The sequence below is a fragment of the Pseudomonas sp. HMSC08G10 genome, assembly GCF_001808425.1.
GTDB classification, from domain to species: domain Bacteria; phylum Pseudomonadota; class Gammaproteobacteria; order Pseudomonadales; family Pseudomonadaceae; genus Aquipseudomonas; species Aquipseudomonas guariconensis.
Map to the genome: position 1 here is coordinate 160247 of NZ_KV793335.1, position 13425 is coordinate 173671.

Here is a 13425-nt window from a genome sequence, read left to right on the forward strand (position 1 = left end):
TTCGAGCAGCAGCGTCCAGCGGGCGTCGGTGCTGGCGACGCGGAAGGGCAAGTAGAGTTCGATGCGGTCCTTGGTTTCGTCGAGCTCATAGTGGAGGTTTTCGCCAGTCAGGGATGTAAGCGTGCCCGACTCCTCGGCATCCAGCACATCACTGGCTTTTTCGCCGAACTTCGACGGGTCACGGGTATAGGCCACCAGGCGGCCGTTGCTCGAGACCAGGGCCAGTTCGCCGGCGCCGTCGTATAGCTGACGGTCGGCGTTGTTGAGCAGGTCCTGGATGAAGTCTACCGACAGGTCGGCACCGGCCATGCCCTGGAACTGGCCATCGATCATGATCGGTGCGACGAACGAGGCGAGCATGACGGTCTTGTCGCCCACCTTGTAGGGCGCCGGATCGATCACACAGGGCTTCTTCGACTCTTTCGGGCATAGGTAGTACTCACTGGCGCGTACACCTGTGGCCAGCACGGTATGGTCGTTCACATCGATCAGCTTGTCCTGGCCGAGGCTGCCGTCACCATTACGGAACCACCACGGCAGGAAACGTCCCGTGGCGCTATCGACGCCAACCATGTTGCTGCCGACATAGCGGGCATCGTCATGGTCCAGGGCATTGGGTTCCCAACCCAGGTAGGCGCCGAGCACGGTCGGGTTGACCTCGACGGTGCGCTTGAGTTGGTTGACCAGGGATTGGCGGTCGACGCGCATCAGCGGTTGGCCATCGGTGCCTTGCATGCCGATCATGGCATTACTGGTGGCCAGGCTGCGGGCAATCAGCAGCGGCGCTTCCAGCCCGCGCTGGATCTCGCTGACCTGCGTACGGGCCAGGGCCCCCAGGCGTTGCTCGATCACGTTTTCAAACTGTTGACGGGTGCGTTCCTGCACCAGCGACTGAGTGCGTTCGCCGGAGTACACGGCGTACAGCACCAGGGCCGCGACAATGCTCAAAACGATGGCGCCCGCCAGGGCAGCCACGGAAAACTGAATCGACTTGAACTTCATGGGGCACCGCGTTCGAGAATGATTGTTTCCCGGGTTATCGGCGGGGCCTGGCGAAAGCATGAGGGGGTGATGAGAAATCTTACCTGCGGCTCTGGCGAGGCCAGGCGACTCGGCCTAGGATACGCGGCATGTAAAAACGGAGTGCTTTCATGCGTAGTTCATTCGTTGCCAGCCTGATCGGCGCCAGTATCCTGCTGTCTGGTTGCCAGGCAGTGAATACCACCAGCGGTGGTGCCGTGGGCGTCGATCGCCAGCAGTACATGTTCAGCATGCTCTCGACCGACCAGGTCAACCAGATGTATGCCCAGTCGTATCAACAAACGCTCAGCGAGGCCTCGAGCAAGGGTGAGCTGGACAAGAGCAGCGCCAAGGCCAAGCGTATCCAGGCCATCGCCAGCCGCCTGATCGCCCAGGCGCCGAAGTTCCGGCCGGACGCCGCGCAGTGGAACTGGGAGGTTAACCTGATCGACAGTGACGAGCTCAACGCCAACTGTGGTCCGGGCGGCAAGATCATTTTCTATACCGGCCTGATGGACAAGCTGCAGCTCACCGACGCTGAGATCGCTGCTGTACTGGGTCATGAAATCGCCCATGCCCTGCGCGAGCATGGCCGCGAAGCCATGTCCAAGGCCTATGGAGTGGAAATGGCGCGCCAAGGCGCCGGTGCTCTGTTCGGCCTGGGTCAGGGCGGCATGGCCCTGGCGGACACCGTGGTGAACTACGCCATGACCCTGCCCAACAGCCGCGCCAACGAGAACGAGGCCGACCTGATCGGCCTGGAGTTGGCGGCGCGTGCCGGTTACGACCCGAATGCCGCGATCACCTTGTGGAACAAGATGAGCAAGGCCTCCGAAGGCGCGCCGCCTGAGTTCATGAGCACCCACCCGGCCTCAAGCAGCCGTATTGCCTCGCTGCAGGCAGCGATTCCGAAGGTGATGCCGCTGTACCAGGCAGCCAAGAAGTAAGCTGCAAGCTTCAAGCTGTAAGGACGGCGTGACTCGCTTCTCTTGCAGCTTGCAGCTTCAGTCTTTAGCCCACCCAGCCGCTGGCTTTCATGGCCGAGTACACGGCGACGATGGCCAGTACGAAGAATGCAGCCGCTGCCAGGCGTCGAATCAGTGTCAGTGGCAGCTTCTCGGCGGCGAAGTTGCCCGCCAGCACAACCGGCACGTTGGCGATCAGCATGCCCAGGGTGGTCCCGAGGATGACCATGATCAGGTGAGGATACTGGGCCGCCAGCATGACCGTGGCGACCTGGGTCTTGTCGCCGATTTCAGCCAGGAAAAATGCGATCAGCGTGGTGACGAAGGGACCGAAGCGGCGTGCGGCGCTGTTTTCGTCATCGTCCATCTTGTCTGGAACCAATGTCCACAGGGCTGTTGCAGCGAAGCTCGCGGCGAGGATCCAGTGCAATACCGTCTCGCTGAAGAAACTGCTGACCCAGGCGCCCACGGCACCGGCGGCGGCATGGTTGGCGAGGGTGGCTGCGATGATGCCGGCGATGATCGGCCAAGGCTTGCGAAAACGCGCGGCGAGAATGAGGGCGAGCAATTGCGTCTTGTCGCCGATTTCAGCGAGGGCGACGATTGCGGTGGGGACGAGCAGGGATTCCAGCATCAGGTTTCCTACGGGGGCGGGTCGACACGGCTATGACACGTACAACCTCCCCGCCCCGGGTAAGGTGTGCGTGTCATAGGTCTTGTCAAACCCTGGATCTGTCTGCGCAGACCGCGGGTCGCACGCGCCATGGCCTGTGGGCCAAGTGTGTTGACGCGTGCCGGGCGAGCAGGGCGCTCGCGGGAGACTACTCCCCTAGGACGGTGCGGATTCTGCCTAGGTGAATGCGTTTCGGCAAGCCCTGTTTTCAGCCGCGTGTGGCCTGGTAGATACGAAAGCCGTCCGCCTCGGCGCAGACCCGGCAATTGCCCAAGGCGCCTTCGATCAGCGGTTGATAGCGCAGGAAACTATTGGCGACCAGACGCATTTCCCCACCTTTTTGCAGATGAAGGCCTGACTTTTTCAGCAGGTTCTCCGATGCCTGGTAGTTGGTATGCACACCGGTATGGAAGGGCGGGTTGCTCAGGATCACGTTCAGCCCGGTAGGCGCGGCATCGATGCCGTCGCCACTGATCACGTCGCCTTCCAGACCATTGGCCGCCAAGGTCAGCCGACTGCTCGCCACGGCGAAGGCATCCACATCGAGCAGGGTGACGCGGCTCTGTGGATAACGGCGTTTGATGGCCGCGCCCAGTACGCCGGCACCGCAGCCGAAGTCCAGCACGTGACCGGCCGGCAGGTTGTCCAGGTGTTGGAGCAGCAGCGCAGTGCCGCGATCCAGACGACCATGGCTGAACACGCCGGGCAGGCTCACGACCTGCAGCGGGCCGTCTTCCAGGGGCAGCTCGAAACGTTCGGCCAGGCTCTCTAGGGGTTTGGCCTGCGGAGCATGGTCCACCGTCACCTGCCACAGCTGGCAGTGACGCGCGCTGTCGAGCTTGCGCGGCTTGCCGAAAGCTTGCAGCTGCTTGGCAGCGCCCTCGATGCCACCGCGCTTCTCGCCTACCAGATACAACTCACGGCCTGCCAGGCGGGACGCCAGGGCATTGAGCAGATAGGCAGCAAGCTCCCGCGACTTGGGCAGAAACAGTACGGCGGCCTCGAAGGCCTCTTCGGGCACGTGCACGCCATAGTGGCTGCGGTCGCTGAATCGGCTGTCGAGCAGGGCCTGGTCGCCGGCGTGCCAGGACCAGCCGCTGGCCTGCGGCAGTTGGCCGAGCAGGTCGTCGGCGGGCAGCCCGGCGAGCAACAGCGGGCCTTGGAACAGTTCGGCCTGGCGAAGCAACACTTCACTGCGCGGGTCCATGGACGACGTCTCCTGAAAAAGCGCGCAGTGTACCAGAGCCCCTTGCCGATTCAGCTGACCACTCGCCGTGGCTGGCCGGCGAAGAAGGCCTGGGCGTTCTCGCTCAACTGGCCGACGATGCGCTGGCGCGACTCCACCGCGCCCCAGGCGCTGTGCGGGGTGACGATCAGACGCGGGATGTCCGGGGCCAGCAAGGGGTTGCCATCGATCGGGGGTTCGACGCTCAGCACGTCGGTGGCGGCGCCGCCGAGGTGGCCGCTGCGCAGGGCGTCGGCCAGCGCCTGTTCATCGATGAGGCCGCCTCGAGCGGTATTGACCACCAGGGCGCCGGGTTTGAGCTGCGCCAGTTCGCGCGCACCGATCATGTGGCGGGTGTGCTCGTTGAGCGGGCAGTGCAGGGTCAGCGCATCGACCTGAGGCAGCAGTTCGTCCAGTGGCAAACGTTCAGCGCGGGCTGGGCGACCGGGGATCTGCCCGCTGAGCACGCGCATGCCAAACGCCTCGGCCAGCCGCGCCACCGCGCCGCCGAGCTCGCCGTGTCCAAGCAGGCCGAGGGTCTTGCCTTCCAGTTCGACGATCGGGAAGTCCAGCAGGCAGAACTGGCTGGCCGTGGCCCAGCGGCCCTCGGTGACCGCCTGGTGGTAGTCGCACAGGCGCGTGGCCAAGGCCAGCAACAAGGCCAGAGTGTGCTGGGCGACCGATGGGGTGCCATAACCCTGGCAGTTGCACACGGTGATGCCCTGGGCGCGGGCGGCGGCCAAGTCGACATTGTTGGTGCCGGTGGCGGCGACCAGAATCAGCTTGAGCTGTGGATTGGCCGCCATGGCCGCGGCGTCGATCATTACTTTGTTGCTGATCACCGCCGTGGCACCTTGCAGGCGCTCGGCGACCTGTTCCGGCTGGGTAGAGGCGAACAGCTGCAGGCTGTCGAAGGGGCGTTGCAAGGGCGCGAGATCGAGGTCGCCCAGGTCAAGGGATTGGTGATCGAGGAAGACGGCGCGACGCGGGCTAGGCATGAGGGGCTCCGGGCTGGGGTTCGGGCGGTGACAGATCAGGTCAGCCGTTGCGCGACAGCGCAGCCGATCAAGCTGAAGGCGGGTTGGCAAAGTGTCAAGCGTGTGGGGCGAGGCCACTCATACCTTTATCCCTTCGAATCATTCCTTCGGCTGATTTGACCAAAGTGTCACCGTTCTAGAGTAGACATCAGACTTCTCCGGCCAGCATTGCAGATAAGGGATCCCTATGTTGCAGACGCGTATCATCAAGCCCGCCGAGGGCGCCTATACCTTCCCGCTGTTGATCAAGCGTCTGCTGATGTCGGGCAGCCGCTACGAAAAGACCCGTGAGATCGTCTACCGCGACCAGTTGCGCCTGACCTATCCGCAACTGGTCGAGCGCATCGCGCGTCTGGCCAACGTGTTGACCGAGGCTGGGGTCAAGGCCGGTGATACCGTGGCGGTGATGGATTGGGACAGCCATCGATACCTGGAGTGTATGTTCGCCATCCCGATGATTGGCGCGGTGGTGCACACGATCAACGTGCGCCTGTCGCCGGAGCAGATTCTCTACACCATGAACCACGCCGAGGATCGCGTGGTGCTGGTCAACAGCGACTTCGCCGGTCTTTACCAAGCCATCGCCGGCCAGTTGACCACGGTGGACAAAACCATCCTGCTGACCGATGGGCCAGACAAACAGGCCGATCTGCCCAGTCTGGTCGGCGAGTACGAGCAACTGCTCGCCGCGGCCAGTCCACACTATGACTTCCCCGATTTCGACGAAAACTCGGTGGCCACCACCTTCTACACCACTGGCACCACCGGCAACCCCAAGGGGGTATATTTCACGCATCGCCAGTTGGTGCTGCACACCCTGGCCGAGGCGTCGGTCACCGGTAGTATCGACAGCGTGCGCCTGTTGGGCAGCAACGATGTGTACATGCCTATCACCCCGATGTTCCACGTGCATGCCTGGGGCATTCCCTATGCGGCCACCATGCTCGGCATGAAGCAGGTCTATCCGGGGCGCTACGAGCCGGAAATGCTGGTGAAGCTGTGGCGTGAGGAAAAGGTCACCTTCTCCCATTGCGTGCCGACCATCCTGCAGATGTTGCTCAATTGCCCGTCTGCCCAAGGCGAGGATTTTGGCGGCTGGAAGATCATCATCGGCGGCAGCGCGCTCAACAGGGCGCTCTATGAGGCGGCCCTGGCGCGTGGCATCCAGCTGACCGCAGCCTACGGAATGTCGGAAACCTGCCCGCTGATTTCCTGCGCCCACCTCAACGACGAATTGCAGGCCGGCAGCGAGGACGAGCGTATTTCCTACCGTATCAAGGCGGGTGTGCCGGTACCGTTGGTGGAGGCGGCGATCGTCGATGGTAACGGCAACTTCCTCCCGGCCGATGGCGAGACTCAGGGCGAACTGGTCTTGCGCGCACCCTGGCTGACCCAGGGGTACTTCAAGGAAACCGAAAAGAGCGAGGAACTGTGGGCGGGCGGCTGGCTGCATACCGGCGATGTCGCCACCCTCGACGGCATGGGCTACATCGACATCCGTGACCGCATCAAGGACGTGATCAAGACCGGTGGCGAGTGGGTCTCCTCCCTCGACCTGGAGGACCTGATCAGTCGCCACCCGGCGGTGCGCGAAGTGGCGGTGGTCGGTGTGGCCGACCCGCAATGGGGCGAGCGGCCATTCGCCTTGCTGGTGGTCCGCGAAGGGCACGCCATCGATGCCCGGTCGCTCAAGGATCACCTCAAGCCGTTCGTCGAGCAGGGGCACATCAACAAGTGGGCGATCCCTAGCCAGATCGCGATTGTTACTGAAGTTCCCAAGACCAGTGTCGGCAAGCTCGACAAGAAGCGTATCCGCCAGGACATCGTCCAGTGGCAGGCCAGTAACAGCGCGTTTCTGTCGACCTTGTAACCTCCCTGCCGGTCGCGCTCGTCTGTGCGCGACCCGCAGGCCAGAGCGGCTGGCGCTTGTAAAACGCTGAAATTGCGCCATGCTTGCGCGCGTCCTGAAAGCCATCGTCGGCCCAGGACACACAAATCACACTTTAGAGGGATCAAGCACCCGGACCTGCTGGCTATAGTCGGGGCCAGGTGATTTTCAGGAATGGGGCAAGGCACTGCGCGCAAGTCGCAGCGCCGCGGGCGCAAGCCTGCACACCGGTCGCACGGGCCGTTTCTGAAAGGACTCACTGCCATAACAATAAAGTACATGGAGTAGCGTCGATGACATCTGCAAATCTGTTCTGGCGCCGGGCGAAGCTGCCCTTGGCCGTCAGCCTCGCTTCCACGCTCGCAAGCCCCGCATTTGGTGTCAGCTTCAACATCGGGGAAATCGAAGGCCAGTTCGATTCGTCGCTCTCCATCGGGGCCAGCTGGTCAACGGCCAATCCGAACCAGAACCTGATCGGGGTCAACAACGGTGGCAAGGGCTTGTCCCAGACCTCCGATGATGGCCACCTGAACTTCAAGAAAGGCGAGACCTTTTCGAAGATTTTCAAGGGCATCCATGACCTGGAATTGAAGTACGGCGACACCGGCGTGTTCGTCCGGGGCAAGTACTGGTATGACTTCGAACTCAAGGACGAGCACCGTCAGTTCAAGGACATCAGCGACTCCAATCGCAAGGAAGGCGCCAAGTCCTCGGGCGCCGAACTGCTCGACGCCTTCGTCTACCACAACTACTCCATCGGCGATCTGCCAGGCTCCGTACGCCTGGGCAAGCAGGTGGTCAGCTGGGGTGAGAGCACCTTCATCGGTGGCGGCATCAACGCGATAAACCCGATCGACGTGTCTGCCTTCCGCCGCCCTGGCGCCGAGATCAAGGAAGGCCTGATCCCGGTCAACATGTTCTATATCTCCCAGAGCCTGACCGACAACTTGTCGGCCGAGGCCTTCTACCAGATCGAATGGGACCAGACGGTCGTCGACAACTGCGGCACCTTCTTCTCCCAGGCCGACATCATCGCCGATGGCTGTAGCGACAACCTGCGCGTGCTCAACAGCAGCCGCTCCCTGCCGGCTCCGGTGCTGGGCCTTCTGGCCAGCCAAGGGGTGGATATCAACCAGGAGGGCGTGAAGGTCGCCCGTGGGCCGGACCGCGATGCACGCGACAGTGGCCAGTTCGGCGTGGCCATGCGCTACATGTTCGAGCCGCTGGATACCGAGTTCGGCGCGTATTTCATGAACTACCACAGCCGTGCGCCGATCTTCAGCGCAACTGGCGCACCTGCGTCGGTCTATGCCGCAGCGGGCAACTTCGGTCGACTGGCGCCGATCATCGTCGCGGGTAACTCGAAATACTTCGTCGAATACCCTGAGGATATCCGTCTGTATGGCCTGAGCTTCTCCACCACGCTGCCCACCGGCACTGCCTGGAGTGGCGAGCTTAGCTACCGCCCCAACGCTCCGGTGCAGTTGAACACCACCGACATCCTCTTCTCGGCCGTGCGTCCGCTGGGCGGCCCTTACGCCGATGCCTCGGTGCTCACCGGCGTGCCGGGCGAAGACCTGCACGGGTACACCCGAAAGGAAATCACCCAATTCCAGACCACCTTGACCCACTTCTTCGATCAGGTCATGGGCGCCAGCCGCCTCACCGTGGTGGGTGAAGTGGGCGTCACCCACGTAGGGGGGCTCGAGAGCTCGAGCAAAGCGCGGTACGGTCGCGATCCGGTCTTTGGCCCAGGCAATCTGCCCAACGGTACCTGCGAGGCGCTCAACGGCAGCACCATCGGGGGCTCTGGCCTGAACAGCTCCACCGCCAACATCAGCCGCAACTGCGAGAACGATGGCTTTACCACCACGACCTCCTGGGGTTACCGCGCCCGCGCCATCTGGGACTACAACGATGTCTTCGCCGGGGTGAACCTGCGGCCGAACGTGGCCTGGTCCCATGACGTCTCGGGTTACTCGCCAGGCCCTGGCGCCAACTTCGAGGAAGGCCGCAAGGCCATCAGCCTGGGCCTGGACGCCGAATACCAGAACACCTACACGGCGAGCCTTTCGTACACCAACTTCTTCGATGGCAAGTACAGCACCGTGGACGATCGCGACTTCGTGGCGCTGAGCTTTGGCGTGAACTTCTAAGCACACTGATCCAGGACGACAACAATGAACAAGACCAGAAGTCTGCTCAAAGCCGGTGTACTGGGGCTGTCCCTGCTGGCCACCAGCGTAATGGCCGCGGTGTCCGCCGACGAGGCTGCCAAGCTGGGCACCAGCCTGACCCCGATGGGGGCAGAGAAGGCCGGCAATGCCGATGGCTCCATCGGCCCGTGGGAACCGCTGTCCAAGACGGCAGGCAGCGCCGACGCCAAGGGCTTTTTGTCCGACCCCTATGCCAGCGACAAGCCGCTCTACACCATCACCGCGCAGAACGTCGACCAGTACAAGGACAAGCTGTCCCCAGGCCAGGTGGCGATGTTCAAGCGCTACCCGGACACGTACAAGATCCCGGTGTACAAGACCCACCGCGGCGCGACCGTGCCCGATGAAGTGTTAGCCGCCATCAAGGAAAACGCCACCAAGACCACGCTGGTCGAAGGCGGCAACGGCCTGAACAACTTCCGCACCGCCATTCCGTTCCCGATCCCCAAGAGCGGTCTGGAGGTGATCTGGAACCACATCACCCGCTACCGTGGCGGTAGCGTGACCCGCCTGGTCACCCAGGCCACGCCCCAGCAGAACGGCTCCTACAGCCTGGTGTACTTCCAGGACCAGTTCGTCTTCCGTGACCGCATGAAGGACTACGACCCGAACAACCCGGGCAACATCCTGTTCTACTTCAAGCAGAAGGTCACCGCCCCGGCGCGTCTGGCGGGCACCGTGCTGCTGGTTCACGAGACCCTCGACCAGGTCAAGGAGCCGCGCAAGGCATGGATCTACAACGCTGGCCAGCGTCGCGTGCGCCAGGCTCCACAGGTGTCCTACGATGGGCCGGGCACCGCCGCGGACGGGCTGCGCACCTCCGACAACCTGGACATGTACAACGGTGCACCGGACCGCTACGACTGGAAGCTCGAAGGCAAGAAGGAGCTGTACATCGCCTCCAATAGCTACAAGCTCGACTCGCCCACCCTCAAGTACGCCGACATCCTCAAGCCGGGGCACATCAATCAGGACCTGGCCCGCTACGAGCTGCGCCGTGTGTGGCATGTGGTCGCGACCTTGAAGCCTGGCCAGCGGCACATCTACGCCAAGCGTGACTTCTACATCGACGAGGACACCTGGCAGGCCGCGGTGATCGACCAGTACGACGGCCGTGGCCAGCTGTGGCGTGTGTCGGAGGCTCATGCCCAGGATTACTACAACGTGCAAGTGCCGTGGTACACCCTGGAGACCATCTACGACCTGCAATCGGGCCGTTACCTGGCACTGGGCATGAAGAACGAGGAAAAACGCGCCTACGACTTCGGCTTCAGTGCCAGCAAGAGCGACTTCCAACCGGCGGCGCTGCGCCAGGACGGCGTGCGTTGAGGTCTGATTTCGCCTGAAGCCTCTGCGGCTGCAAAAGCAGCCCCAGAGGTTTACACACCCTGCCTGCCATTCATGCATCCAATGCCTGCTCATTCCCGCCATCGGCCTTGTTTCTTTTTGTTGTAGTCTTTTTCTTGCCAGCCGCAGCCATCATCTTCAAATGAGCGGCGTTACCGGCTAGTCTCGCAACAATCCATACCCGCCGTAGTCCTCCACCCAGAACGAGCCGGCCATGACAGACCTGTCCCGTATGCATGGATTTGCCAGTCAGGCCTTCGGCCTGTTGGACGGGCGTTTCTTCCGGCCGCCCCTGCCTGATGGCCATGTGCCCAGGTCGCGGCTGTGCCAGCGCCTGCAGTTGGGCCTCGACGGGCGTCTGTTGCTGGTCAACGCACCGGCGGGCTTCGGCAAAAGCTCCCTGGCTATCGAGTTCTGTCAGGCCTTGCCCGTTCACTGGCGCAGCCTGTGGCTTGGCCTCAGCCAGCGCGATGCCGACCCCGGCCGCTTCCTTGAACGCCTGCTCGAAGGCCTCCAGCAGTTCTGTCCGGCCCTGGGGGGCCAGGCCATGGGGCTGCTGAAAATGCGTCAGCGCCACCAACCGTTCGCCTTCGAACAGTGGCTCGATGGCCTGCTCGACGAGCTCGCGCTCTACCTGCAGGCGGACTCTCCTTTGTTGTTGGTACTGGACGACTATCACCTGGCCCAGGGGCCCGTGCTGGACCGTTGCCTGCAGTTCTTCCTCAACCATTTGCCCACCGGCCTGGTCTTGCTGGTCACCAGCCGCCAGCGACCTGACTGGCACCTGGCGCGGTTGCGGCTGTCGCGCCAATTGGTCGAGCTCAATGAGCAGGACCTGCGCCTGACGCCCGACGAAGCCTTGGCAGTGATCGGCCGCCAACCCACAGGGCTGCGTGGGCAGGCGCTGGACAACTTGATTCAGCGCAGCGACGGTTGGGTTGCCGGGCTGCGTTTCTGGCAACTTGCGGCCAGCGAGTCCGGCGAGGACAACGCCTTGCCCCAGGCCTTGCACGGCGGCGAAGGGCTGATTCGCGACTACTTGCTCGAAGAGGTCATCGAGATCCTGCCGGCCCATGTGCAGGCGTTTCTCTATGACACCGCCTGCCAGGAGCGCTTCTGCGCTGAGCTGTGCGATGCATTGCGCGAACGCGAGGACAGCGCCGGCATCCTGAAGTACCTGCAGGCCCACCAGGTGTTTCTGGTGCCGTTGGACGAACATGGCCGCTGGTTCCGTTATCACCATCTGTTCTCCGACCTGTTGCGCAGCCGTCAATCCAGCCAGCCGCTAGGCGCCCTGCATCTGCGGGCGTGCCGCTGGTTCCAGGTCCAAGGCTTGCTCGACGAGGCCGTGGAACAGGCCTTGCGCGCGGGGCATCTGGACGTGGCTGCCGACCTGGTGCAGAGCCTGTCTGAAGAGCAACTGCTGGCCGAGCAGAATGTCGGCATGCTGCTGCGCTGGAAGATGGACCTGCCCGACAGCTTGCTGATCAGCACCCCGCGTCTGATCGTGCTGTATAGCTGGGCCCTGGGCCTGGCGTGCCAGCTTGATGCGGCCGAAGAGCTGGCGGCGCACTTGAGCCGTTTCCTGCCAGCCCCTTCGGCCACTGCGCAGAAATCCATGCTCGCCCAGTGGCTGGCATTGAGCGGGGTGATCGCCCGGGGGCGGGGAGACCGTCAGCGCACCTTGGCCTACTGTGGCGAGGCACTGCGCAGCCTGCCTTACAAACGCTATGGCCAGCGTCTGGTGTGCCTGTCGACGTTATCCAACCTGGCGATCGCCGATGGCGATTTCTGGCGGGCCCGAGGCTGGAACCGAGAAGCCTTGGAGTTGGCGCAGCGCGTCGGCAATCCGTTGTTCGAGGCCCTGGCCCATTACGATCGGGCGCGTGTGCTGCACGCCCGGGGTGAGGTGCTGCGTGCCCTGGATGAAGTGCATCAAGGCCTGCAGCGTCTGCAAGGGTTGTCGGCACAACGCCTGTATGCCGTACGTGCCCGGCTGACCCTGTATGAGGGATATCTGCTGGTCTCGCGCCTGCAGCCTGCCCAGGGCCGCGCGCGGCTTCGTGCCGGGCTCAGCGAGGCGCGGGCTTGCCGCGATATCAGCGTGCTGATCGGCCATTGTGTGATCGCCTCGCTCGACGGTCGGGAGGGCCGGTTCGCCGAGGCCTTCGCCGAACTGGCCGAGGCCGAGCGGTTGATGCACATCTGGGATGTACCGCCGATCTTCTACCTGGCCATGATCACCTTGGTGAAATGCGAGCTGTGGCTGGCCCAGGGGCGTACCGACCTGGCCGGCTCCTGGCTGTTGCGCCTGGGCCAGACCTACGGCGGCGAGCGACCGGCGGCGGCGCCGGAATTCCACCCCTTGCTGGCGCTGCACATCGAGTTGCAGCAGTCACTGCTCGAGCCCGTGCTGGCGCGGCCTCAGGAGGCGGCGGAGCGTCTGCGTGCACTGGTGGAGCGTGGTCAGGCCAGTGGCGGCATGATGCTGGTCGTCAACGCCCTGTGCCAATGGATGTCGCTGTTGCTGGCCGAGGGGCAGGAGCAGGAGGCGGCGGCCTTGCTGCCTCAAGCCCTTGAGGCCGCCCGGGGCGGCGTGTTGCAGCCGTTCCAGCGACTGCTCGAGCAGCAGCCCCACTGGCTGCGTGTGCAACTGGCCACACGCCCGGCCTGTCAAGTCCAGGCCGAATTGCTCGCCCGCCTGCCGCGCCCTGCGGCGGTCGTGGAAAACATCGAGGCGCTCAGCGGACGCGAGTTGGCGGTGCTCGAGTTGATCGCCCAAGGCTGCTCGAACCAACAGATCAGCGAGCGGCTGTTCATCTCCTTGCATACCGTCAAGACCCACGCCAGTCACATCAACGCCAAGCTTGGCGTTGAGCGTCGCACACAGGCCGTGGCCAAGGCCAAGAGCCTGGGGCTGCTTGCCTGATCGTGGATCGGGCTGGATAATGGCTCATGGCCATTATTTCTGGGCGGCCATCGCGGGCTCATCTTTCCTGACTCGCTGCCGATAGCCTGTTCGGCGGTACGCATCGCCACGGACCATTCTCCAAC

Annotated in this window: 8 protein-coding genes, 1 pseudogene and 1 riboswitch; of the genes and pseudogenes, 5 read left to right on the forward strand and 4 right to left on the reverse strand. The window is 63.4% G+C overall.

Annotated elements, in window-relative coordinates; all coding sequences use genetic code 11:
* Positions 1 to 149: 149 nt before the first annotated feature.
* A pseudogene (locus HMPREF3173_RS25410) lies at positions 150 to 1002 on the reverse strand (cache domain-containing protein); the annotation flags it as partial.
* A 149-nt stretch (positions 1003 to 1151) separates the two neighbouring features.
* Between HMPREF3173_RS25410 and HMPREF3173_RS22805 the strand changes: the two are divergent.
* Positions 1152 to 1967, forward strand: coding sequence for a M48 family metallopeptidase (locus tag HMPREF3173_RS22805; RefSeq protein ID WP_043213812.1), 816 nt, complete (start codon positions 1152 to 1154; stop codon positions 1965 to 1967).
* Between the two features lie 64 nt (positions 1968 to 2031).
* On the opposite strand, the gene HMPREF3173_RS22810 is transcribed toward HMPREF3173_RS22805, so the two are convergent.
* The 3 genes from HMPREF3173_RS22810 to HMPREF3173_RS22820 form a co-directional block, all read right to left on the reverse strand.
* A complete protein-coding gene (locus HMPREF3173_RS22810; RefSeq protein WP_177343710.1) occupies positions 2032 to 2616 on the reverse strand; it encodes a TMEM165/GDT1 family protein in 585 nt (194 codons plus the stop codon).
* Between the two features lie 91 nt (positions 2617 to 2707).
* Positions 2708 to 2827: riboswitch (yybP-ykoY riboswitch) on the reverse strand.
* A 39-nt stretch (positions 2828 to 2866) separates the two neighbouring features.
* A complete protein-coding gene (locus HMPREF3173_RS22815; RefSeq protein WP_070576964.1) occupies positions 2867 to 3865 on the reverse strand; it encodes a class I SAM-dependent methyltransferase in 999 nt (332 codons plus the stop codon).
* Positions 3866 to 3915: 50 nt separating this feature from the next.
* Positions 3916 to 4881 carry a 2-hydroxyacid dehydrogenase gene (locus HMPREF3173_RS22820; protein ID WP_070576966.1) on the reverse strand — a complete coding sequence of 322 codons (966 nt, stop codon included), beginning with the start codon at positions 4879 to 4881 and terminating at the stop codon, positions 3916 to 3918.
* A gap of 226 nt (positions 4882 to 5107) precedes the next feature.
* Here HMPREF3173_RS22820 and HMPREF3173_RS22825 point away from each other — a divergent pair, with 226 nt between their 5' ends.
* The 4 genes from HMPREF3173_RS22825 (at position 5108) to HMPREF3173_RS22840 (ending at position 13300) form a co-directional block, all read left to right on the forward strand.
* Positions 5108 to 6790 carry a fatty acid--CoA ligase gene (locus tag HMPREF3173_RS22825; RefSeq protein WP_070576968.1) on the forward strand — a complete coding sequence of 561 codons (1683 nt, stop codon included), beginning with the start codon at positions 5108 to 5110 and terminating at the stop codon, positions 6788 to 6790.
* Positions 6791 to 7101: 311 nt separating this feature from the next.
* Entirely contained in the window at positions 7102 to 8964 is a 1863-nt protein-coding gene (locus HMPREF3173_RS22830) for a DUF1302 domain-containing protein (RefSeq protein ID WP_043213820.1), read from the forward strand.
* Between the two features lie 24 nt (positions 8965 to 8988).
* Positions 8989 to 10353, forward strand: a complete 1365-nt coding sequence (locus tag HMPREF3173_RS22835) for a DUF1329 domain-containing protein (protein ID WP_070576970.1) — start codon at positions 8989 to 8991, stop codon at positions 10351 to 10353.
* A 232-nt stretch (positions 10354 to 10585) separates the two neighbouring features.
* Positions 10586 to 13300, forward strand: coding sequence for a winged helix-turn-helix domain-containing protein (locus tag HMPREF3173_RS22840; RefSeq protein WP_070576971.1), 2715 nt, complete (start codon positions 10586 to 10588; stop codon positions 13298 to 13300).
* Positions 13301 to 13425: the final 125 nt, after the last annotated feature.